The sequence below is a fragment of the Metabacillus rhizosphaerae genome (assembly GCF_037201795.1).
GTDB classification, from domain to species: Bacteria; Bacillota; Bacilli; order Bacillales; family Bacillaceae; genus Metabacillus; species Metabacillus rhizosphaerae.
This window is the reverse complement of record NZ_CP147403.1, coordinates 2,322,079-2,344,733: the sequence shown is the minus strand read 5'-3', so window position 1 is coordinate 2,344,733 and position 22,655 is coordinate 2,322,079. Positions and strand designations below refer to the sequence as shown.

23 protein-coding genes are annotated in these 22,655 nt (G+C 35.7%); 5 read left to right on the top strand and 18 right to left on the bottom strand.

Going from position 1 to position 22,655, the window contains the following annotated elements; all coding sequences use genetic code 11:
• Window positions 1-14: 14 nt before the first annotated feature.
• The 6 genes from WCV66_RS11360 to WCV66_RS11335 form a co-directional block, all read right to left on the bottom strand.
• Entirely contained in the window at window positions 15-2,222 is a 2,208-nt protein-coding gene (locus WCV66_RS11360) for a RelA/SpoT family protein (protein ID WP_066334461.1), read from the bottom strand.
• Between the two features lie 498 nt (window positions 2,223-2,720).
• Window positions 2,721-3,233 (bottom strand): adenine phosphoribosyltransferase, encoded by a 513-nt coding sequence (locus WCV66_RS11355; RefSeq protein WP_066334459.1) that lies wholly within the window; start codon window positions 3,231-3,233, stop codon window positions 2,721-2,723.
• Between the two features lie 16 nt (window positions 3,234-3,249).
• The gene (recJ, locus tag WCV66_RS11350; RefSeq protein ID WP_338789017.1) at window positions 3,250-5,610 is read right to left on the bottom strand and encodes a single-stranded-DNA-specific exonuclease RecJ; all 2,361 of its coding nucleotides are present in this window, start codon (window positions 5,608-5,610) and stop codon (window positions 3,250-3,252) included.
• Window positions 5,611-5,704: 94 nt separating this feature from the next.
• Window positions 5,705-6,022, bottom strand: a complete 318-nt coding sequence (locus WCV66_RS11345) for a lipopolysaccharide assembly LapA domain-containing protein (RefSeq protein WP_338789016.1) — start codon at window positions 6,020-6,022, stop codon at window positions 5,705-5,707.
• Window positions 6,023-6,149: 127 nt separating this feature from the next.
• A complete protein-coding gene (gene secDF, locus WCV66_RS11340; protein ID WP_338789015.1) occupies window positions 6,150-8,393 on the bottom strand; it encodes a protein translocase subunit SecDF in 2,244 nt (747 codons plus the stop codon).
• Between the two features lie 137 nt (window positions 8,394-8,530).
• On the bottom strand, window positions 8,531-8,824 hold the full coding sequence (locus tag WCV66_RS11335; protein WP_338789014.1) for a post-transcriptional regulator: 294 nt from the start codon (window positions 8,822-8,824) through the stop codon (window positions 8,531-8,533).
• Between the two features lie 168 nt (window positions 8,825-8,992).
• Here WCV66_RS11335 and spoVB point away from each other — a divergent pair, with 168 nt between their 5' ends.
• Complete coding sequence (spoVB, locus tag WCV66_RS11330) at window positions 8,993-10,567, top strand: stage V sporulation protein B (RefSeq protein WP_338789013.1); 1,575 nt, start codon at window positions 8,993-8,995, stop codon at window positions 10,565-10,567.
• Between the two features lie 122 nt (window positions 10,568-10,689).
• On the opposite strand, the gene WCV66_RS11325 is transcribed toward spoVB, so the two are convergent.
• Both WCV66_RS11325 and WCV66_RS11320 read right to left on the bottom strand, forming a co-directional pair.
• A complete protein-coding gene (locus WCV66_RS11325; RefSeq protein WP_338789012.1) occupies window positions 10,690-11,346 on the bottom strand; it encodes a DUF421 domain-containing protein in 657 nt (218 codons plus the stop codon).
• Between the two features lie 75 nt (window positions 11,347-11,421).
• Window positions 11,422-12,714 carry an ArsB/NhaD family transporter gene (locus WCV66_RS11320; RefSeq protein WP_066334434.1) on the bottom strand — a complete coding sequence of 431 codons (1,293 nt, stop codon included), beginning with the start codon at window positions 12,712-12,714 and terminating at the stop codon, window positions 11,422-11,424.
• Between the two features lie 286 nt (window positions 12,715-13,000).
• Here WCV66_RS11320 and WCV66_RS11315 point away from each other — a divergent pair, with 286 nt between their 5' ends.
• The gene (locus tag WCV66_RS11315) at window positions 13,001-13,387 is read left to right on the top strand and encodes a TIGR04086 family membrane protein (protein WP_066334428.1); all 387 of its coding nucleotides are present in this window, start codon (window positions 13,001-13,003) and stop codon (window positions 13,385-13,387) included.
• Between the two features lie 47 nt (window positions 13,388-13,434).
• On the opposite strand, the gene yajC is transcribed toward WCV66_RS11315, so the two are convergent.
• The 7 genes from yajC to WCV66_RS11280 form a co-directional block, all read right to left on the bottom strand.
• Window positions 13,435-13,695 carry a preprotein translocase subunit YajC gene (gene yajC, locus WCV66_RS11310; RefSeq protein WP_066334425.1) on the bottom strand — a complete coding sequence of 87 codons (261 nt, stop codon included), beginning with the start codon at window positions 13,693-13,695 and terminating at the stop codon, window positions 13,435-13,437.
• Between the two features lie 25 nt (window positions 13,696-13,720).
• A complete protein-coding gene (tgt, locus tag WCV66_RS11305; RefSeq protein WP_066335473.1) occupies window positions 13,721-14,800 on the bottom strand; it encodes a tRNA guanosine(34) transglycosylase Tgt in 1,080 nt (359 codons plus the stop codon).
• Window positions 14,801-14,900: 100 nt separating this feature from the next.
• Window positions 14,901-15,929 (bottom strand): tRNA preQ1(34) S-adenosylmethionine ribosyltransferase-isomerase QueA, encoded by a 1,029-nt coding sequence (queA, locus tag WCV66_RS11300; RefSeq protein WP_338789011.1) that lies wholly within the window; start codon window positions 15,927-15,929, stop codon window positions 14,901-14,903.
• 41 nt (window positions 15,930-15,970) lie between these two features.
• Entirely contained in the window at window positions 15,971-16,171 is a 201-nt protein-coding gene (locus WCV66_RS11295; protein WP_066334405.1) for a DUF2905 domain-containing protein, read from the bottom strand.
• Window positions 16,164-17,168 carry a Holliday junction branch migration DNA helicase RuvB gene (gene ruvB / locus WCV66_RS11290; protein ID WP_338789010.1) on the bottom strand — a complete coding sequence of 335 codons (1,005 nt, stop codon included), beginning with the start codon at window positions 17,166-17,168 and terminating at the stop codon, window positions 16,164-16,166. Before ruvB ends, WCV66_RS11295 begins: the two co-directional genes overlap by 8 nt.
• Before the next feature lie 10 nt (window positions 17,169-17,178).
• Entirely contained in the window at window positions 17,179-17,787 is a 609-nt protein-coding gene (gene ruvA / locus WCV66_RS11285) for a Holliday junction branch migration protein RuvA (RefSeq protein ID WP_338789009.1), read from the bottom strand.
• Window positions 17,788-18,031: 244 nt separating this feature from the next.
• Window positions 18,032-18,565, bottom strand: a complete 534-nt coding sequence (locus tag WCV66_RS11280) for an intercompartmental signaling factor BofC (RefSeq protein WP_338789008.1) — start codon at window positions 18,563-18,565, stop codon at window positions 18,032-18,034.
• A 374-nt stretch (window positions 18,566-18,939) separates the two neighbouring features.
• Here WCV66_RS11280 and WCV66_RS11275 point away from each other — a divergent pair, with 374 nt between their 5' ends.
• From WCV66_RS11275 to WCV66_RS11265, 3 genes are all read left to right on the top strand, one after another.
• On the top strand, window positions 18,940-19,140 hold the full coding sequence (locus WCV66_RS11275; protein WP_066334390.1) for a cold-shock protein: 201 nt from the start codon (window positions 18,940-18,942) through the stop codon (window positions 19,138-19,140).
• Window positions 19,141-19,325: 185 nt separating this feature from the next.
• The gene (locus tag WCV66_RS11270) at window positions 19,326-19,565 is read left to right on the top strand and encodes a hypothetical protein (RefSeq protein WP_338789007.1); all 240 of its coding nucleotides are present in this window, start codon (window positions 19,326-19,328) and stop codon (window positions 19,563-19,565) included.
• An 82-nt stretch (window positions 19,566-19,647) separates the two neighbouring features.
• Complete coding sequence (locus WCV66_RS11265; protein WP_066334381.1) at window positions 19,648-19,833, top strand: hypothetical protein; 186 nt, start codon at window positions 19,648-19,650, stop codon at window positions 19,831-19,833.
• A gap of 77 nt (window positions 19,834-19,910) precedes the next feature.
• Here the strand turns inward: WCV66_RS11265 and WCV66_RS11260 are convergent, their stop codons facing one another.
• The 3 genes from WCV66_RS11260 to safA all read right to left on the bottom strand — a co-directional run bounded on the left by WCV66_RS11260 (window position 19,911) and on the right by safA (window position 22,528).
• The gene (locus WCV66_RS11260; protein WP_066334378.1) at window positions 19,911-20,099 is read right to left on the bottom strand and encodes a hypothetical protein; all 189 of its coding nucleotides are present in this window, start codon (window positions 20,097-20,099) and stop codon (window positions 19,911-19,913) included.
• A 108-nt stretch (window positions 20,100-20,207) separates the two neighbouring features.
• On the bottom strand, window positions 20,208-20,963 hold the full coding sequence (locus WCV66_RS11255) for a YhcN/YlaJ family sporulation lipoprotein (RefSeq protein WP_338789005.1): 756 nt from the start codon (window positions 20,961-20,963) through the stop codon (window positions 20,208-20,210).
• A 215-nt stretch (window positions 20,964-21,178) separates the two neighbouring features.
• Window positions 21,179-22,528, bottom strand: coding sequence for a SafA/ExsA family spore coat assembly protein (gene safA, locus WCV66_RS11250; RefSeq protein ID WP_338789004.1), 1,350 nt, complete (start codon window positions 22,526-22,528; stop codon window positions 21,179-21,181).
• Window positions 22,529-22,655: the final 127 nt, after the last annotated feature.

The following is a 22,655-nucleotide window of genomic DNA, read 5'->3' as shown; positions in this document are numbered from 1 at the left end:
AATAATACCCTACCTTAATTCATCATTCTTCGAACAGAATAAATATCCGAAATTTGCTTAATACGTTCAACTACTTTTTGTAGATGATTAATATTCGAGATTGAAATCGCCATATTAATTGTCGCGACTTTGTTTCGATCAGATTTTCCAGACACAGAAGAGATATTTGTTTTTGTTTCATTAACTGCCTGGAGAACTTCATTCAATAAACCGCGACGATCATAGCCAAGTATTTCAATTTCAACATTGTATTCTTTGCGAGTTGTTGAAGGTTGGTTTTCCCATTCAACATCGATAAGACGCTCTTTTGCATCATCCGTATGAACATTTGTACAATCAGCACGGTGAACAGAAACTCCACGACCTTTTGTGATGAAGCCTACAATGTCATCACCTGGTACAGGATTACAGCATTTTGATAAGCGAATGAGCAAATTATCAATACCCTTTACCTGTACACCAGCATCACGCTTTCTTGTCGAGGAAGCAGGGACTTGTTTCGCATCATTAATAACCTCTTGGATATTCTTTTCCTGTTCCTCTTGATCACGTATTTTTCGCCACTTTTCCGTTAAACGATTGGCAACTTGTAAAGCTGTAACACCGTTATAGCCAACAGCAGCATACATATCCTCTTCATTTGAGAAATTGAATTTTTCAGCTACCCGTTGTAAATTATCGGTGGTCATGACTTCTTTCACTTCGAAGTCTAGGTTTTTAATTTCCTTTTCAACCATTTCTCTACCTTTTTCAACGTTTTCTTCTCGACGTTGCTTTTTAAAGAATTGGCGGATCTTATTTTTTGCCTGAGAGGTTTGAGCTAGCTTCAACCAATCCTGACTTGGTCCATAAGAATGCTTCGAAGTTAAGATTTCAATTATGTCGCCCGTTTTAAGCTTATAATCTAACGTTACCATTTTCCCGTTTATTTTTGCTCCGATTGTCTTGTTACCAATTTCTGAATGAATTCGATAGGCAAAATCAATTGGAACGGAACCTGAAGGTAATTCAATAACATCCCCTTTAGGCGTAAAAATAAAGACCATGTCAGAAAACAGATCGATTTTTAGCGATTCCATGAATTCCTCAGCATTTGTTACATCATTTTGGAATTCTAAAATCTCTCTAAACCAGGAAAGTTTCTTTTCTAATGTAGTTTTTTCATCAACTTCTTTTCCCTCTTTATATGCCCAATGAGCCGCAATCCCGTATTCAGCGATCTGATGCATTTCAATTGTACGGATTTGAACCTCTAGCGGATCACCCTTTGGACCAATTACAGTCGTATGGAGGGATTGATACATATTTGGCTTAGGCATGGCAATATAATCTTTAAAACGGCCAGGCATTGGCTTCCAGCATGTATGAATGATCCCTAATACGGCATAACAATCTTTGATACTATTTACGACTATTCTGACAGCTAAAAGGTCATAAATTTCGTTAAATTGCTTATTCTGAAGAACCATTTTGCGGTAGATGCTGTAAATATGTTTTGGTCTACCAGAGAATTCTGCTTCAATATTAACCTCATCAACCCGATCGCGAACCTCATCAATCACTTGATCTAAGTATTCCAAACGTTCTTGACGCTTTTTCTTCATAAGATTAACAATTCGATAATATTGTTGTGGATTTAAATAGCGTAGTGACGTATCCTCAAGTTCCCACTTAATTTTTGATATCCCCAAACGATGTGCAAGAGGTGCAAAAATTTCTAATGTTTCATTTGAAATTCGTCTTTGCTTTTCCTGTGGTAAATGCTTTAAGGTTCTCATGTTATGAAGGCGGTCAGCAAGCTTTATTAAAATCACACGAATATCTTGAGCCATTGCAACGAACATTTTACGATGATTTTCAGCTTGCTGCTCTTCTTGAGATTTATATTTAATTTTCCCTAGCTTAGTTACCCCATCAACTAACATCGCTACTTCGTCGCTAAACGCTGTACGAATGTCGTCAAGAGTAACATCCGTATCCTCCACAACATCATGTAAAAATCCACCTGCTATTGTAGAAGGATCCATCTCCAAATCTACCAATATTCCTGCAACTTGGATTGGATGGATGATATATGGTTCACCTGATTTTCGGAATTGTTCACGATGTGCTTCTTCAGCAAAGTCGTAGGCACGTTGAATAAAAGCGGTATCGTCAGCTGACAAATAACGCTGTGCCTTTTCAATTACTTGCTCGGAAGATAGTACTTGTTCATTTGCCATGGAATCACCTTTTTATAATGAAAACTTTGATAAGCCCTCTGATAAAATCATTTCTTATATGTTTATAGTGGGCAGATATTTTTATAATAAAATTCTAGTTATAAGTGCTAATAAAAAACAACTAATAAATATGTTCTTCTCGTAATTGGAAGTTTTTCTATATTGTAACTATTATCAATAAAAAAAGTAGAGATGTAAAGAAGATTCACACTTTTTTGCCGTCCAATTACTGGTTTCTTTTCAACCTATTAATTGATATTTCTAAATAAGAATATAAAAGTAATAATAATATCATGTTATAAGCACTGGAATACTTGAAGCGAAAGATTCATGTTGGGTATAGTACAAAAGTGAATTAAGTATTTAATAAATATTCAATCAATTAGATGTAAAGCATGAGGACTAACAATTCTTTATTCTCACTAAAAAAATTTGTAAAAAAAGCACCCATCTGAGTGCTTCTTTTAATACTAAAAAAACAGGTAATAAACCCTTCTTTTAGAACTGCATTAATGTTAAAACATCGTATCCATCAAGTAATTTACGTCCATCTAAATATGATAACTCAATTAAGAAAGCAATTCCTGCAACAACTCCACCTAGCTCTTCAACAAGCTTGATCGTTGCTTCAATTGTTCCTCCTGTAGCAAGTAAGTCATCTGTAATTAAAACACGTTGACCTGGTTTAATAGCATCTTTGTGAATCGTTAATACATCTTTACCATATTCAAGACCATATTCTACACGCACAACCTCACGAGGTAATTTCCCTTCCTTACGTACAGGAGCAAAACCTACACCAAGAGAGTATGCAACTGGGCAACCTATTATAAAACCGCGAGCTTCAGGTCCAACGATAAGCTCAATTTGTCTTTCACGAGCATATTCCACGATTTTATCTGTCGCATATCTATACGCATCCCCGTTATCCATCAATGTTGTAATATCCTTAAATTGGATACCTGGTTTTGGATAATCAGGTACGACTGTTATGAATTGCTTTAAATCCATTTTTCCTTTGTCCTCCTTATACATTTACAAACGTATCAGCTGTTGATTGAAATCTTTCTTCAAACCACTGTTTTAACTGCATGTAAGATGTATATAATAACGTTTTTTCCAATTCAATTTGCATTTGCTTTTGTGCATATGTTTTCGATTCAGCTAAATCTCTTTTTCGAGACGTAGAATTTGTCGAAATAACACCATTTTCTATTGTAACAAATTCTAGCTCAAAAAACACCTTTGACATGAACTCTATTGTTTCTTTTGACCAACCTTTGTGTTTGGCAAGTTGTTCACCTTGTTCCTTTAATTTAAAGGAACCTTTTTTTAATAAAAAGCTGTAATACCATTTAAAGTGATCTCTAGTTGGTATTGTTGCAAAGAAGTGATCGGCTTCTTGTAAAAAAACAGTATAGATTCGATCTGGCTTTCCTTGAACAAAAAGGGAATCCAGCAAGTCTAGTGATGACGGTATATCCATTAATACAAGGTTTTTATTTTTGCTATTTAGGTTTTGAGCGACAGATACAGTATTAACATAGATTGTATTCGATTCAAAGCCTTTTTGTTTCAAATCCTCATATATAGCTGACTGAAATGTAATAATAGTACTATTTTTTACTAAATTAACATTTTTTAAAAGCTTGTCAACATTACGTGTGCCACGATGGTCAAACAGTTGCCATTGATCTACTTTTACATCCTGTAGCATTAATTGCGGTTTTCGAAAATTATTCCACTCATTAATAGATAGTTCCCCAATTGCAGATAATGTAACAGTAGGTGAAAGATCATCATGAATATAACCAAATCCAAATCCAACACTATCAAGTTGATGTTCTTCTTGTTCAAAAACAAGCTTTAGATGATTTTGTTCTGCACCAATTTTTCGTATGTTTGCTAACGTGACATCCTCAACCTGAATAATTGGCTTTGGATTGTGCATACCAAACGGTGCAAGAAGCTGCATCTCTTCAATTGAATTTACTGAGATATCTTCTAATTTACAGGATACATCAACCTTTGTAATTGGTGTAAAGTCTTCATCTGTTAAAATAGTTTTTGCTTTTTCAACTAATCTTTTCCTTAATAAATCGACATCTTCAAGTTCTAGTGTCATACCTGCGGCCATTGGATGACCACCAAAATGCGGTAAAATATCTCGACAGGTTGAAAGATTTTCGAATAAATCGAACCCAATAATACTTCTTGCTGAACCTTTCGCAATGCCTTTTTCTTTATCAACGCTTAGAACAATCGTTGGTCGATAATAGCGTTCAACAAGTCGTGATGCAACTATTCCTACAACCCCAGGATTCCAGCCTTCCTTCGCTATGACAAGCACAGGATTATCCGTGACCGGAAAACTTGATTCTACTTGTTCAATCGCTTCCTCTGTCATAGTGCTTACTAGCTTTTGTCGCTCTTTATTTAATAAATCTATTTCCTGTGCAATTTCAATTGCTTCTTCTGCATCTTCTGTTAAAAGTAAGTCTACAGCTGGATCTGCAGATTGTAACCGGCCAACTGCATTAATTCTAGGTGCTAACGCAAAACCAATTGTATCTTCGTTAATGTCAGAGTTTGTAACCTTAGCTACCTTTAACAATGCTTTTAGCCCCGTACGACTTGTTGATTTTAATTGTTCAATTCCGATTTTTGCAATTAATCTATTTTCCCCATGTAGAGTCACTAGATCAGCGATGGTGCCGATTGCTGCGACCTCTAATAAATCTGCTGGGAGTTCACCCAAAAGTGCGTGGCTTAATTTAAATGCAACTCCAACACCTGCCAATTCCTTAAATGGATAAGGACATTCAGGTTGCTTTGGATGGATTATCGCTAACGCATCAGGCAAAACCGGCCCTGGTTCATGGTGGTCAGTGATGATGAGGTCAATACCAAGCTCTTTTGCAACTTCAGCCTCATGAACAGCTGCAATTCCCGTGTCAACCGTGATTATCAGTGAAAATCCCTTCTCATGTACCTGTCTAAAAGCCGTTTCATTAGGGCCATATCCTTCTGTAAAACGATTCGGGATATAAAAGTCAGCTTGTGCTCCCAACTTGCGTAAAGAAGTTAACAAAACAGTTGTACTACTTACGCCATCCGCATCATAATCACCGTATACTAATATATGTTCTCTGTTTTCAATTGCTGTTTTTATTCGGTGGACAGCTTTGTCCATATCTTTTAAAAGGAAAGGATCATGAAAAGTCTGTTGCTCTGTTTGTAAAAATTCACGTGCTTTTTCAATTGTATTTATCCCACGATTAACAAGTAATGATGCAACTAGTGGTGTAATCGATAAGTTATCTATAAATGTTTTCATTAATGTATCTTCAGATGGCTGAACCATCCATCTTGTTTTTGCCTTTAACATAAATTCACCCCTCAACCATCCCATTATACTAGAGAGATCAAGGGGTTTCAATTTGATGATTATGGATATAACATCTTTTCTAAGGAGATTGGACTTATTGATCGCTATGCTCTACTTGTGTTTGAGGAAATTGTTCTTGTTGTTGCTTGTTAGCATCGAGTTCATTTTTTAACTTTGCATTTTCTTTTTCAGCTACTTTTAGTCTCCGTTGAAGCGTTAATATACGTACAACTCCTGTAGCAGCGATGATAAACCCACCCATCAGAACAGAACCTAGGATGATAAGTACCAGTGGCCATTCAGCGGTTCCAAACAAATAGTCTACCTCGACAGAATCAACGTTTATTACCGCAAAAACAGCAATAATAATCGCAAAAATGATTGCTAAAATAATGCTCCATTGACGTTTCATATTAAGTCTCCTTTCTCTTGTTGTTAGTAAATAAGGGTCAGCTCACCTCAATGTATTATTTTGTGACCTATTTCATCACATTCATAATATTATGCTCATTGAGAGGGCTGACCCTAATAACAATTATTTAAACTTGTGGTTCATCACTTACATTAGAAGGCAATTCCTTCTTCTTATTAAGCTGCTTTCCTTTCCAAATTAACCAAAGCTGTGCTGCGATGAACAGCGATGAATACGTTCCGCAAACTAATCCAACTAATAGAGCTATTGAGAAGTTTGTAATGGATGAACTACCGAATATAAGCAGAGCAACTACTGCAATAACAACAGTAAGCACCGTATTAATTGAACGAGTAAAGGTTTGTTGAAGGCTTCGATTTACTATAAACTGTAAATCCTCCACTGTTTTAACCTTTCTCTTTTTTTGTAATTCTCGTATACGATCAAATGTTACAATCGTATCATTTATCGAATATCCGACTATTGTTAAGACAGCAGCTATGAACGTTATATCTACCTCTAAACGCGTAATGCTAAAGAATGCGATAATGAAAAACGCATCATGTAATAACGCGACTACTGAGGCAAGTCCCATATAAAATTCAAAGCGAATCGCGACATATATAATGATACCAATAGCTGCGATTAAAACACCATACATCGCATTTTGAGCAAGTTCTTTCCCTACTGTAGGTGAAACAGTACTAACATTCGGTTCAGTACCATACTTCTCTTTGAAGTGATTCTTTAATTCCGCGATCTTCTGTTGATCTAAAGTCCCTGTAAAACGGGCAACTCCAATCTCATTTTCATCACCTGATAACACAACATCATCTACTTCTAGATCAAGCTTGCTCATTTCTTCAGTTATTTCTTCTGTTGTTATCGTCTTACCGGCAAGAACTTCAACTCGTGTACCACTTGCAAAATCAATCCCTAAGTTTAGCTTGAATACCAATAAGATGATAATTCCTGCAATAACAGCCACTGTTGAAAGCATAAAGAATAACTTACGATACTTTAAGAAATCTACTTGATCAAACTTAGTTGGAGCAGTTGTATCATCATCAGTTTCTTCAATACTTAAGATATCCTTTTTCTTCACACCAAAGTATCCTTTTTTCTTATCAAGCCAACGACTTTCAACCAAAAGAGCAAGTAAGATTCTCGATAAGAAAACAGCTGTTATAAAACTAACAACTATACTTAGAATTAACATTGTGGCAAAGCCTTTTACAGAGCTAGTCCCAAAGAAAAATAGGACACCACCAGCGAGTATCGTCGTAATGTTTGCATCAAAAATTGTAGCAAAGGAGCGTCTCGACCCTGCTTTAAAAGCTGAGCGAACAGTACGACCTAGCTTTAGTTCCTCTTTTATACGTTCATATGTAATGATATTGGCATCAACTGCCATCCCTACCCCAAGAATAAGAGCAGCAATTCCAGGTAATGTCAATACACCATTCATCCAGTCGAACACTTGGAGGATCACGAAAATATACGTAGATAACGTAATAACTGCGATTAACCCAGGTAAGCGATAAAAAGCAATCATAAATAAGAAAATAATCGATATACCAATTATACCCGCAAGAACTGTTTGATCTAAAGCCTGTTCACCAAACTGTGCTCCAACAGAGGTTGAATACATCTCATCTAACTTAACAGGAAGGGAACCAGCATTTAATAAATTAGCTAAATCCTTTGCTTCTTGTATCGTAAAATCCCCTGTAATCGTCACATCTGTTTGATTGAACACTTGGTCCACATTTGGAGCAGAAATGAATTTTGGTTCAGCTTTTGTAGCCTCCTCCTGATACGCATCACCTTCTGCGTAATCTAGCCAAATAACCAACTGATTATAAGGAGCATTACCAACAATCTCTTGAGTTACTTCTTTAAATTTTGAAGCGTCCTTTAGCTTGATAGCAACGTTCGGCTTCCCTTGTTCATCAAATGACTGACTTGCTCCACCTTCAACTAAATCAGCACCATTTAACATTTCTTTATCTTGATAATCACGGAATGTTAATTCAGCCTGTGTAGAAAGGATTTCTCGTGCCTTCGTTTGATCATCTACACCCGCAAGCTGAACGCGAATCCGATCATCACCTTCAATTTGTATATTCGGTTCACTAACACCAAGAACATTGGCACGTTTTTGTAGGGCATTCACTGTACTAACTAGTACATCCCTTGTTATTTTGTCACCCTCATTTGCAGGCTTTACTTCATAAAGTATTTCAAAGCCACCTTGTAAATCTAAGCCTAATATGATGTTGTTTGTCACCCTGTTTGTGTTTAAGCCAATTAAACTTCCCACAAAGAGGACAAGTAGAAAAAACGCAATAATGCGTCCACGCTTGACCATTATGTATCCTCCTTAAAATCTAAAAAACAATTTATGTATGACTGCAAATATTGTTGGTAAACTAGCTTTTTTTAAAAATCTTTACTTGCAACATTCTTCTTAAAAATTATACGCTTTTTTATGCAATTTTATCAACGTTATATAAGGTCTTTCAAGACGTCTTTTCCTTCTTCACTATCAAACCAGTTTGCTGTTTTATAAGATTCCACTGTTGCATAATTCATAAAATCACCGATTTTTAGTGCTAATACATCACGGACAACTTCATGTACTGAAAGTTCTGTTGTTTTTTTCCACTTTTTATTTTTTAAAAATCCCCATAGTTTTTCCTCAGATACATCTGTATAGCCTAATAATACAAATTCCTCAAGCTTGCTTACGATTGCAGGTTTTACATGATCTTTGAATTCATCCAAAGGCTGCCTATTCATTAACTCCACTCCTTAATTAAACTAAATAGATCTTCTTTGTTTCTCTAGTTGTTTATGTACATAGAATGCATTTCACTCTTTCATGTTAGAACTTGTCATGCTTGGCCCACAGGTCCGCATATAGTAATTGTATATGATTCCACGTTATTTGAGAAGGCAGGGAGAGAAATGTCAAAACAAACGTTTCTAAAAGGAACGCTTATTTTAATTTTAGCAGGATTTATTACGCGAGTACTAGGTTTTATTAATCGAATTGTCGTAGCACGCTTTATTGGAGAAGAAGGTGTAGGCTTATATATGATGGCTGTACCTACTCTCGTATTGGTTATTACGATTACACAGCTTGGTTTACCTGTAGCCATCTCAAAGCTTGTTGCTGAAGCTGAAGCACAAGGAGACCACCGGAAAATCAAAAAAATACTTGTTGTTTCTTTAGCTGTCACAGGAACTTTAAGTATTCTTTTCACTCCAGCAATGAGTTTCTTAGCACCTATTTTAGCTGAAGATGTGTTTACCGATGATCGTATTAAATGGCCGCTATTAGCTATTGCACCTGTTGTTCCAATAGTTGCGATCTCATCTGTAATTCGTGGTTATTTTCAAGGTAAGCAAAACATGCGTCCCGCTGCAGCTTCTCAAGTACTAGAACAGGTTGTTCGAATCTCTTTAGTTGCTCTTTTTACAAGTGCCTTTTTACCATATGGGATTGAGTATGCAGCAGCAGGCGCAATGATTTCAGCAGTTATCGGTGAGCTTGTTTCCCTCATTTATCTAGCCGCGATGTTCAAGGTAAAAAAGAAAATAAAGATACGTAGAAAGTTTTTTAAATCTGTTAAAAACGGTAAAGAGACGTTTAATCAATTAATGAGCATTGCCCTTCCAACTACAGGGAGTCGGCTAATAGGATCAATTTCATGGTTTTTTGAGCCAATTGTTGTTGCTAATAGTCTAGCTATTGCAGGCGTGTTAACCACTGTTGCTACTAAACAATATGGTGGGCTAACAGGATATGCCCTTCCATTATTAATGCTTCCATCGTTCATCACATATTCCCTATCTACTTCATTAGTTCCTGCTATAAGTGAAGCAATGGCACAAAACAATTTAAAACTTGTTGAGCATCGCCTTCAGCAGTCAATTCGTTTATCAATAGTAAGTGGTGGCTTAGCTTGTGTTGTCTTATATATCTTTGCAGAGCCGTTAATGCTTGTCATGTATGGTAGTAGTCAATCCGCCATTTTTGTTAAAGTAATGGCTCCATTTTTTATTTTTCAATATTTTCAAGGTCCACTTCAAGCAGTTTTACAAGCACTTGATTTAGCAAAAGCTGCTATGGTTAATAGTTTAATAGGAGCAGCTGTTAAAACGGCATTAATTTTTGTATTGGCTACAAGGCCATCACTTGGGATTATGGGTGCTGCTTTGGCTATTGTAATTGGGATTATGTTAGTCACTTTGTTACATTTCGCTACAGTCATGAAAGTTTCTCCATTCAATATATATATAAAAGACTATTTTAAAAGCGGTTTAACAATGGTTGCATCAGGTTTTGTAGGGTATCTTTTTTATGAGAATGTATTAGTTGATGGAGTCATTGCTTTTCGACTAATTGCCGCGATAAGTGTAACCTCGATCTTTTACTGTATCCTACTCTTGTTATTAAATTTGGTTGAAAAGGATGAAATTAATCGGATACCTTATATTGGCGGACAATTATCAAGGTTAATTCCTGTAAAAAAATAAAGCCAAACCTCTGTAAATCTAAGTTGAAACAGACAGTAATTTACTGTCTGTTTTTATTATGTCCTCTTATCTAGAACAAAAAAGATGAAGACCTAAAGATCCTCACCTTTGTATGTTTGTATTTATTTTTTTTCATCCTTTAAATCAATAAAAAAGATCCCTTTTCCAAATGAGCAAAAGGAAATGTGTTTGATGTTATCATATCCTAATTTTCGAAGCTGTTGCCTCAGCCATAAATTATTTTTGTTTATGGATTCTAGGTTTTCCTCTTGGATACGTCCATCAATAATAACTGGAATTGGAAGTTCAGGTTGATTTTTTTTGTCCTTTTGTTTCTCAATAACTGACAGTTTTCCGGAAGACTCCAATAAGGCAAATTCTACATCAGCAATACTCTTTATGTCTTTTTCACGTAAATGAGTCATTAAATCGTCAAAATTGTAACGTTGTGATCTCATTGCGTGCTCATCTACCTTCCCACGATTAATAATAATGGTCGGTTTCCCATCAAGCAAATGACGGAGTTTTTGACTTTTCAACGACAAAAACGCCAAAGAAATTTGAATTATCATTAGAAGAAACATTGGGATTATTGTATGTATTAATGAGTCTTTATGATCCTCTATTGCTGTAACAGCCATTTCAGCAATCATTAAAAAGACGACTAAATCAAAAATGCTCAATTCTCCTATTTCTCTTTTCCCCATTAGTCGAAAAATCAAAACAATTAAGAAGTAAAGAAAAATGGTTCGAGCCACAATGGTGATATACACTTCCATTTAATGGCCTCCTTTTACCGCAGTTACTTACAATTAGTTTGGACGTTAACCATTGTTTTATGTAAGAAAAAACAGTTAGCCTGTAAAGTTTAGTAAATAACGAAGATAAACATAAATCGATGATATGATTAATGAGATAAGAACAATCGGAAAGCCGACCTTTAAAAATTCACTAAATCTGATATGTTCTTTTTCCTTTGCTGCTAAACCTGCTACTACTAAATTAGAGCTTGCTCCTAATAATGTCCCATTTCCTCCTAGGCATGCACCTAATGCTAATGACCACCACAATGGATCAAGATTCGTCATCCCATAATCTTTAAACTCTAAAATGACAGGAATCATTGCTGCAACGAATGGAATATTGTCAACAAATCCAGATAAAATCCCTGTCATCCAAAGGATTAACATAGACGTTTTAGGTAAATCTCCCTCTGTATAAAGAACAACTCCTCTAGCTAATTCATCAATAATCCCAACTTCTTCCAAACCTCCGATTAACATGAATAAGCCAATAAAGAAAAACAATGTTCCCCATTCTACCTGTTTAAGAATACCTTCAGGATTATTTTCATCATGTGTAAGCAAAAGGAGAAGCAGGGCACCTGCCAGTGAGATACTTGTTAAATCGATATGGAGTATCGGGTTTAAGATAAATCCCGCTATTGTTAAAGCTAAGACAATAATTGACTTTGGCAATGCAGCGGTCAGCTTTAAGTAATTGCTTGCTTTTACAGAAGCAAGCTTTTTTCGATCAATGTGATCTACTTGTAACTTTGGCCAATAAATGATGATTAAATAAAGCAATACAACAGCATAGATAATCAGAACAATTGGACTAAGGTGGATAAGAAATGCATTAAACGATAAGTGCTCAACTGCTTGACCAATCATAATATTGGGTGGATCTCCAATCAATGTTGCAGTCCCACCAATATTAGATGCAATAATAATCGAAATCAAATAGGGTATTGCAGGAATATTAAGCATTCTAACAATAGTTAATATAATTGGTACGAGTAACAAAACCATTGTTACATTTGCCAAAAAAGCTGAACCAATAGCTGTTAGGGTTGAAATAACAATCAACAAGGGAATTGGTCTACCGCCAACAACCTTTGCCATCATAATCGCAACATATTCAAACACACCTGTTTGACTTGTTATGATGACAATAATCATCATAGCAAATAACAATGCAATCGTATTCCAATCAATATAGGTGACAAACGCTTTGTTGACATCATAGATTCCAACGATAAGCATTGCAACGCCACCGATACCAGCAGCCAACGCACGATCAATTTTTTCTGTCATAATTACGATATAGGTTAATAAAAAAATGATGACAGTCAATATTGTTAGCATCATCTAACCCCTTCCACATGAAAAGCTTAAGTGACTTGTTCGACCTCAGGAAAAAACCGAGCATGAATATAAGAAATATTTCCTTTCTATCATGAGTGCAGTAGAGCCACGGGGTTAGTCACTGTAGCTAGTCACTAAAAAGATATCTCAAGCAATATACTTCCTCATACCATCATATGATGCAAGTCCACAAAAATATTTGTATTCTATTTTTTTCTTCTATGAATATTCTGTACTAAGACGAGCAGAAACAAGCTTGAACTTAGTAGGAAAGGTGGAAGTCTAAGTGGAAACAAAAAAATGGGGAAAAGCAATTCTCTATGGTCTTATCACAATCTTTGTTATCGCATTAGCTACTAGCTTAATATTCTCTTTGCTTTTAAAATTCACAAGCCTAACGGAATCTTCCATAACATGGTTACTATTAGGTCTTTCAGTTTTAGCAATGTTTATAGGTGGATTTGTCGCTGGAGGAAATGGAAAGGAGAAGGGATGGCTAATTGGTGGAGTGACTGCTATTCTCTACTCTTTAATTATTTTTCTTTTTCAATTTTTAGGCTATGGTCATATCTTTACAATGGAACAAACAATGTATCACGGAGGTTTTTTAGTTGTAGCAATGGTCGGGGGAGTATTTGGAGTCAATATGACATCTTCTAGAGCTAGTAAATAAAAACAGGGTCCAAATGAACCCTGTTTTTTTGTCCACCTATGTACTATTTAGTCCTTAACAACTTCACGAATTGATTTACGATCAAACGTTAAACGAGTGCCGTCACCAACCTTAACAATAATCTTATTTTCGTCGATTGAGTCTAAAATACCATGAAGTCCACCAATCGTTACTATTTTATCGCCCTTTTGTAAGCTGTTTTGCATTTCACGTACCGCTTTTTGTTGCTTTTGCTGCGGACGTATCAACAAGAAATAAAAAATAGCAAACATAAGTACTAAAGGTAATACTGTTCCTAACATTTCCATTATTTTCACCCCTTTCAAGCATGTCCTAGAAGTTTTTAGCATTCGGTTTATTAAAACCGTATTTTTCAAAAAATTCATCGCGGAAATCGCCTAAACGATCTTCTCGAATAGCTTCTCTTACTTTCTCCATTAAGTTTACCAGAAAATATAGATTATGGTAAGATGTTAATCTTAATCCGAACGTTTCATCACATTTAATTAAATGGCGAATATATGCGCGTGAATAATTACGACATGTATAACAATCACAATTTTCATCAAGCGGTCCGAAATCTTTTGCAAATTTTGCATTTTTCACAACCAATCGACCTTCACTTGTCATTAATGTTCCATTTCGAGCAATACGAGTTGGTAGAACACAGTCAAACATATCGATTCCACGAATCGCTCCATCAATTAATGAATCCGGTGAGCCTACCCCCATTAAATATCGCGGCTTGTTTGCTGGCATGAGTGGAGTTGTAAAGTCAAGAACACGATTCATGACATCTTTCGGTTCCCCTACTGATAATCCACCAACTGCATAACCTGGAAAATCTAATGATACTAAATCTCTTGCACTTTGTTTACGTAATTCCTCATATTCTCCACCTTGAATAATCCCAAATAATCCTTGTTCATTTGGTCTGTTATGAGCTTCTAAACATCGTTCAGCCCAACGGCTTGTCCGTTCAACTGATTTTTTCATATACTCATATTCAGCAGGATATGGCGGGCATTCATCAAAAGCCATCATAATGTCAGAACCTAAATCATTCTGAATATGCATTGCTTTTTCTGGAGATAGGAAAAGTTTGTCTCCATTTAAATGATTTCTAAAATGAACTCCCTCTTCTTCTATTCTTCGCATATCACTTAAGCTAAAAACTTGGAATCCCCCAGAATCTGTTAAAATTGCACGGTCCCAGTTCATAAACTTATGTAATCCACCGGCTTCTTTCACAATCTCATGCCCTGGACGAAGCCATAAATGATAGGTATTGCTTAAAATAATTCCTGCTCCCATTTGTTTTAAATCTTCAGGAGACATTGTTTTTACTGTTGCAAGCGTGCCTACTGGCATAAATACAGGTGTTTCAAAGCTACCATGTGGTGTATGTACCATTCCAAGCCTCGCACCTGTTTGTTTACAAGTTTTAATTAGTTCGTAACGAATTGGTGAAGTTGACACCTTTTTTCCTCCTTATAAGAAAAGCGTATGTGCCCTAGATAATAAGCATCGCATCTCCAAAGCTAAAAAATCGATACTTTTCCTTAACAGCTGCTGTGTAGGCGTTCATCACATATTCCCTTGATGCTAGAGCACTAACAAGCATAATTAAAGAAGATTTAGGCAGATGGAAGTTTGTGATCATACCATCAATTCCCTTAAATTCATAACCAGGATAAATAAAAATATTGGTCCAGCCGCTTTCTGCTACATATTGCCCTTCATTCTTGGACGCAATCGTCTCAAGTGTTCTAGTCGAGGTTGTCCCTACTGAGATAATGCGACCACCTCTTGAACGCACTTCATTCAAAAGAGAAGCCGTCCCCTCACTTACTTGATAAAATTCTGCATGCATATCATGTTCTTCTACTGTCTCAGCACTAACTGGCCGAAATGTACCTAATCCTACATGAAGAGTAATAAAGGCGATATGAACCCCTTTTTCTTTAAGTTGATCAAGAATTTCTTCTGTAAAGTGTAATCCTGCAGTTGGGGCGGCAGCAGATCCAATTTCACGAGAAAAAACAGTTTGGTATCTTTCTCGATCATCTAATTGTTCTTTTATATATGGTGGTAATGGCATTTCTCCAAGTGAATCAAGAACTTCATAAAAGATTCCATCATAATCAAATTGTAGTAATCGACCACCATGCTCACTTGTTCCTACACAAGTAGCCTTTAGTATACCTGAACCAAATGTGATCACTGTACCTTCTTTTACCCGTTTGGCAGGTTTAACCAAAGTTTCCCATACATCAGCTTCTTGTTGTTTTAATAATAAGATCTCAATACTTGCACCAGTATCTTCCTTCATACCAAAAAGCCTCGCTGGCATAACTCTTGTATTATTTAATACGAGACAATCACCAGAGTGGAAATAATCAATAACTGACTTAAATGACTTATGCTGTAGCTCACCTGTCTCCTTGTGAAGAACCATTAGTCTAGATGCATCCCTTTCCTTTAAAGGAACTTGTGCAATCAGTTCTTCCGGAAGGTGAAAATCAAATAATTCTACCTTCAAAACGTTCACCTTTTTTCTGTAATCACTTAACTTACTTTACTTTACTTAAATCGACCAAAAAACGAAAATACTAGAGATAGAACAATACTAATGACGATACATGTAACAATGGGGAAAAATATAGTTGTATTCCCTTTTTTAAACACAATATCTCCAGGTAGTTTCCCAATAAATTGCATAAAAATCCCAATGATTAAAAGCACACCACCGATTATCATTAAAACTTTAGGAAACTCAGTCAATGTTTGGAACCTCCATTTGAAAATGTCGATATACCAGATCTGTTACAATTCTTCCTCTTGGAGTTCGTTGTAGAAATCCAATTTGCAATAGATATGGCTCATATACATCTTCAATTGTATGTGACTCTTCACCTATTGTAGCCGAAATTGTATCGATTCCAACCGGTCCTCCTCGGAATTTTTCAATAATTCCAAGGAGAAGCTTATGATCAATATGATCTAATCCTAATTTATCTACTTGAAGCCTCTCTAATGCGTCAACAGCTAATTCAGTTGTGATTGTCTCTACTCCCATTACTTGAGCAAAATCTCTTACTCTCCTTAGCAAGCGATTTGCAATTCTTGGTGTACCACGAGATCTTCTAGCCATTTCGACGGCACCATCATATTCAATACCAACTTCTAATATTTCTGCTGTACGTTCAATAATATGTGCTAGCTGTTTTTCATTATAATATTCTAATCTGCTCAAGACTCCAAAACGGTCACGAAGCGGAGCTGTTAATAATCCAACTCTTGTTGTTGCTCCGATTAGCGTGAATGGCGGGAGATCTAAACGAACGGATCTTGCTGTAGAGCCTTTACCTATGACAATATCGAGGCAAAAATCCTCCATTGCGGGATACAAAACTTCCTCTATTGAACGATGCAAACGATGTATTTCATCGATAAACAGTACATCACCAGGCTCTAGTGCTGTTAAAACTGCTGCTAGATCACCAGGTCTTTCAATGGCAGGTCCAGAAGTTGTACGAATATTCACACCCATTTCATTTGCAATAATCGTTGCTAATGTTGTTTTTCCTAGGCCTGGAGGACCATATAAAAGAACATGATCCAATGTTTCTCTTCGCATTTTTGCTGCTTCAATAAACACCTTCAAATTTTCTTTTACTTTATCCTGTCCTATGTATTGTCCTAAGTTCTGAGGTCTTAAGCTTTGCTCAATATACGATTCCTGTGAATCTGCTTCATTTGATACAAGGCGTTCATCCATGTTTATCACCTTACTTCAATAGCTTTTGCAATGCTTTTTTTACATATTGATCTGTAGTTAAACTTTCTTCTGCAAGAGAAGGAGCAACTTTTTTAATTTCACGTTCGGCATAACCTAGTACTTTCAGTGCCTCAATTGCCTCATTCAAGGCATGATTTGCTGTATGCTTTTTTGAAATTTCTTCATGTGTAAATAAATCTGGCGCATACAAAGCAGCAACATCGCCTAATTTACCTTTTAAATCTAAGATAATTTGCCGTGCTGTCTTTTTACCTACACCTGGAAACTTTACGAGGAATGTATCATTTTCATTTTCAATTGCCTCAATCACCTGTGAGGGATTACCCGAAGCAAGTATAGCTAATGCCCCCTTAGGCCCTATGCCAGTTACATTGAGCAATTTCATAAATAATGCTTTTTCTTCTCTCGATTGAAAGCCGTATAAAGCTAATATATCTTCACGTACATGCTGATATGTATAGATAATGATTTCTTCTTGTTGGCTTTTCTTATAACTAAACGGATTTGGTGTATGGATTTGATATCCTAAACCACGATGATCAATGACAATATACTCTGGCGTCACATCGTCCACATACCCTTTAATAAATTCTATCAACGATATTCACCTCTTTTACGACTGTACCCCATTGTATCAAAAAAAGCGGTTAATCAGAAGGGATTTTGACTACAATGCATCTAAATACGTACAATTGTTCTTACAACCTATTTTACCATTAAAATTTCGCCTTAGGTATTTTTCTGATAATAATAATTTCTTATTAAGAAAAGCTCAGGGTGTACTTATTCTTATCTCGTCAAAAAAGCTAACTCAAAAGATTTTCACCTTTTAAGTTAGCTTTTTATTTTTTCTCTGACTTTGGATATGTTTCAAGAGTTTTTAAAACCTCTAGATATTGGTCTCTCGATTGTATTCTAATTCCTTGAATTAATTCATCATGCTTTCTACTTTCCAACTTTTTCACATCAATTTGAAAGAAGGATTGAATTACTTCGTTCGTCTCTGGTTTTCCATTAAAGATCGATAACGTACCATCATCATCAATTCCGAAATAGCCGTTTGTTTTTAATAGAGGTGAAATATCATCTATACTTCTTTGAAAAACAACTCTCTCTTCATTTTGATCAATTAACTGCCAGCCATCATAGGCAGCCCAGAAATCTTCCATCGAAAGAATTGTTTCATTTGTTACCTCTTCACTTAACTCTCCATCAAGATATACTCTCTGTAAAACTACTTTTACAGTTAAAGGACCTTGAACAATATTTTCTTCTGCTTTAATACTATCTTGATTACCGTTTGCTATTGTAATACTTATGATTACTGCAATAAGACAACAAACGGTAACGATGCGACTTGGATGAAATTTTCTCATCGATCTCACCTCGTTTATTTAAATTCGTACAATCATCACATTGAACGTCAACTAATTTAGGATTAAAAAAATTAGTTAATAGCCTAGCTTATTTTATCTATTAGAGTTGTTTATTATTTCAACACATCTTAACAATTACTGTTTCGATAATATTGTGACCAATTATAGAAGTTTTAACCATAGAATATTCCTTCTAAAAAATATTTTTAAAACAATTATTACCTATTTGCTATTCGAGGGATACTCTGTTAATATTAAGGAGAATTATTTTTGTTCGGTCTGTAAGGAAAGAATAAGTGTTTAAACTTTTCGCCTTTGATAATTGAGCAAGGATAGTAATAAATCGTGGAATATCCACACGGGAGGCAACAAACATGCAACAAGGTACAGTAAAATGGTTTAATGCAGAAAAAGGCTTCGGATTCATCGAAATCGAAGGTGGAGACGACGTATTCGTACATTTCTCAGCTATCCAAGGCGAAGGATTTAAAACTTTAGAAGAAGGTCAAAAAGTGACTTTCGAAACTGAGCAAGGTCAACGTGGACTTCAAGCAGTTAACGTTAACAAAGCTTAATTAGCTTTTATGTACAAAAAAGGACTTCTAACGAAGTCCTTTTTTTGTGTATAAATTTTCAACAAAAATAATTAACATATTCCATATTATGCTATAATTGTCATTATTTCATATTTAATATGTTCAATAAAACGAAGTGAATAAAAACTTCTTTTAGTTGAAAATAAGATTAAGGTGTGACCAATGTGGACCTTTTTAATGCAGAATTGCGTAGAATTAGAATTACCCTCATTTTTTTAACGATTATTATCGCATTTTCTTCTGGTGATCACACTGTAACGGTGGAGGATAACTCTTATAGTAGTAGTCAAGATGTGTATCCACAATTTGATTACTCCCATATGGTAGATTTAGGTAATGGACACTTTGGTTTACTTACCGCTCATTCAGCATGGAAATCTTCACTTGAATTATTTCTTTTCTAAAATAATATTTTTTCGTTATAGGCTACTTCATTAAACTTACATTCCTTTTAGGACATATATTGTAGTAAAAGGAGGGGTTACAATGAATAGCTGGATTTTCTTATTTTTAGCTGCTATTTTATCAGGCTTTGCTTTAATTGAAGTTCCTTTAGCTGGTACATTTTTAGCAAGTTTAGCACCATTTACAACAGTGGTGGGTGTACTAACAGTTTTAGTTTTCTCATTAGTCCTCATTTATAAAGGCGTAAAATATTTATTTAATAAATAGTTTCATACTATTCAAAGTCACTCAGTTATCTTATTTCCCTTTACCTGAGTGACTTTTTTTGGTTTATTGAGTCGTTTTCAAATACTTTTCTTCATTCCACATTCACTACATTCTCTAAGAAAGATGAAATCCTTAACAGAACTCTTAAATAATGTGTTTCCGCAATTATCACATCGACCACTAATTTCGTCTGGGTATTGTTTAAAATCATAAACTACAGTGGTATCGATACCTTTTGTTTCTCGTTTCGGTTTGTTGTCTTCCATACATATCACCTACAACTACTATTTTCTTTATCATATCACATTTCTTAATTATGCTTGGTCCAAGTTTAATTTACAAAATAAAAAGCAAGGGGAACACCCCTAGCTTCTTTAGTCACGATCACCATTAAATGGACGTTGAATTGCATCTCCGAGATCATCCATCAAATTATTGATGTCGGCGTCAATTGTTTTTCGGTCAACACCATTTTGGATATCATTGTCAATGTTACGAACACGTGTAAATGTTCCTTCATCAGTTACTACTTGGACATTTCTACCATTAGACATTTTACGTACGTTATTAGAAATTTTTTCTTTTAAGGAAGCATTATTGTTGTCAGCTGTATCAACTGCAACTAAAATATTGTCCTCTGTTACCAATACACGAGCATTGTCGACGTTGTCCATTTTCTCAACTGATGTTCTAACTTTTCGAGATATCTCGTTATCATCACGGTTATTATTGTTTGTGATATTCATTTTATTATTATTATTATTATTATTATTGTTACCTACATTTTGTAAGTGTCCATGATAATTTGCATCACTACGGCTAAAGCGATTATCTCTAACTAAGCCATCATCACGATCCCCAAGTGGTACTGTAGGATTACTCATATTTTGATTATTGTTTTTATTATTAACTTTACGGAAATAATTATCTTCATTGTTCATTCCGTCCATCATTTCTGTAACAGGTCCTTCATTATCTGCGTTTGTATTTTCATTTGAATAGTAACCCATAGGTTGTGCGTTATCATTATTTCTTGTATCTAATGCACCTTCATCCCCATTACAAGCTGTCAAACCTGTTGTTAAAAGCGCAATAGCTGTAAACGCTGAAGCTTTTTTACCTTTATTCAATACAAAAACCCCCCAGTAGGTACTTTCAAAAAGAGCAATAACTTTTGCTCATTAAGTAGCTTGCACCATAGGGAGGAATAACAAACTGTTAGTTAACGGTAACACCTTTAATTTTTGGTCAATATCTTTTAAAGGTTTTTTCGTAAATTACATAAATATGAGAGCTTATAACAAAATAAAGCAGAGGGTATGTCACCTCTGCTTTGTTGTGATTATTAATCCTGGTCATCTTCTCGTTCATCATAATTAGGCATATCAAACATTTGACCACCTGGTGCCATTTGCATCTGTCCGGGTTGCATCTGTCCAGGATTGAAACCATTAGGATTATAGCCTTGCGGGGCCATAAATGGCTGTTGTGTTGGATAACCGCCAAATTGTTGTTGCATCGGATAACCACCAAATTGTTGTTGCATTGGATAGCCACCAAATTGTTGTTGCATTGGATAGCCATAATTAACACCATGTTGATATGGATAACCTTGATAAGGATTTACATAAGGTGTTGCTCCTCCACAACCACAATCATTCTGTGTATAGGCTGGTGCAACTGCCTGTGGATATGGCATATTTGGTGAATGTTCATAATCAAAATCATCATCATCATCTGGTGCTTCACCATATGCACCTAAAACTTGATTTGGATTAAATCCGTATCCAGGTAATACTGGTGACACTGGAACACCTGCATATGGATTAACTGGGAATCCTGGTCCGTAATGTGCTGGAGCAACTGCATGTGGGTACGTCATATTTGGTGAATGTGGACCTTGTTCATCATCATCATCGTCATCATATTCAGCAGGGCTTACTGCTGCAGGGTATGGCTGATGTGGCATTGCTGGCCCATGTCCATACCCATATGGCATTGCCATCGGCTGATAAGGCATCGGTGGACAGAAACCATACCCAGGTAATACAGGTGAAACAGGTACCATGTGTTGTGGAGCTAAATATTGCGGTTGATGCATCGCTGGTGATGTATATGCAGGCATTTGCATATTCGGCATATTTGGTACATTTGGCATGTTTGCCATATCTTTTGAAGCCTCCTCTTGTTGTTCTGGTAATTCGTAATGTGGCTGTTCTTTAGCAGGTACCTTATACATATCCTCTACATCTTTTGTAATGTCTGGCAATACATTTTCTGGTTTTGGCGGTAGTTGTGGGTTCGCCATTTGTGGCATCATCGCCATATTCACCGTATAATAATTATTCATATCCACCCCAGTGTATACCGGATGCTGAACATTAGGTACAGGTGGTATATAAGGTTTTGAAGGTTTTTCTGAAATTGGTTCCTTCGGTGCTGTATCTTCTACTCCTAAAACCTCTTTTGGTTTTTCTTTTGCAAATGGGTGTTCTGCTTTTGGCATTTCTTTCTTTATTGGAGCTTCTTTTTTGACCGCAACATTTCCAGAAGGTACTTTAATTTTCATTCCTGGCATAATTAAATCTGGATTGCTTAATTGTGTGTTCATCCCTTTTAATTGTTCGAAATCAACCCCATATTTCTTAGCAATCTTCCAAAGAGTATCGCCCTTTTGAACAATATGAATTTTCAATGATTTCCCTCCTAAGCTTAAAAATAGATCTACCATCAGAAAACGTTTCATAACTGATGGGTTACTGAACATAATCGATTCATCTATGTGAAAGATTATGTTTCCCCTGTTATAAACGATGAGCATG

Coding starts and splice junctions, on each gene's coding strand:
- WCV66_RS11360 (WP_066334461.1), bottom strand. CDS start 2,222: ATGGCAAATGAACAAGTACTATCTTCCGAGCAAGTAATTGAAAAGGCA.
- WCV66_RS11355 (WP_066334459.1), bottom strand. CDS start 3,233: ATGGATTTAAAGCAATTCATAACAGTCGTACCTGATTATCCAAAACCA.
- recJ (WP_338789017.1), bottom strand. CDS start 5,610: ATGTTAAAGGCAAAAACAAGATGGATGGTTCAGCCATCTGAAGATACA.
- WCV66_RS11345 (WP_338789016.1), bottom strand. CDS start 6,022: ATGAAACGTCAATGGAGCATTATTTTAGCAATCATTTTTGCGATTATT.
- secDF (WP_338789015.1), bottom strand. CDS start 8,393: ATGGTCAAGCGTGGACGCATTATTGCGTTTTTTCTACTTGTCCTCTTT.
- WCV66_RS11335 (WP_338789014.1), bottom strand. CDS start 8,824: ATGAATAGGCAGCCTTTGGATGAATTCAAAGATCATGTAAAACCTGCA.
- spoVB (WP_338789013.1), top strand. CDS start 8,993: ATGTCAAAACAAACGTTTCTAAAAGGAACGCTTATTTTAATTTTAGCA.
- WCV66_RS11325 (WP_338789012.1), bottom strand. CDS start 11,346: ATGGAAGTGTATATCACCATTGTGGCTCGAACCATTTTTCTTTACTTC.
- WCV66_RS11320 (WP_066334434.1), bottom strand. CDS start 12,714: ATGCTAACAATATTGACTGTCATCATTTTTTTATTAACCTATATCGTA.
- yajC (WP_066334425.1), bottom strand. CDS start 13,695: ATGGAAATGTTAGGAACAGTATTACCTTTAGTACTTATGTTTGCTATT.
- tgt (WP_066335473.1), bottom strand. CDS start 14,800: ATGGTACATACACCACATGGTAGCTTTGAAACACCTGTATTTATGCCA.
- ruvB (WP_338789010.1), bottom strand. CDS start 17,168: ATGGATGAACGCCTTGTATCAAATGAAGCAGATTCACAGGAATCGTAT.
- WCV66_RS11280 (WP_338789008.1), bottom strand. CDS start 18,565: ATGAGAAAATTTCATCCAAGTCGCATCGTTACCGTTTGTTGTCTTATT.
- WCV66_RS11275 (WP_066334390.1), top strand. CDS start 18,940: ATGCAACAAGGTACAGTAAAATGGTTTAATGCAGAAAAAGGCTTCGGA.
- WCV66_RS11265 (WP_066334381.1), top strand. CDS start 19,648: ATGAATAGCTGGATTTTCTTATTTTTAGCTGCTATTTTATCAGGCTTT.
- WCV66_RS11260 (WP_066334378.1), bottom strand. CDS start 20,099: ATGGAAGACAACAAACCGAAACGAGAAACAAAAGGTATCGATACCACT.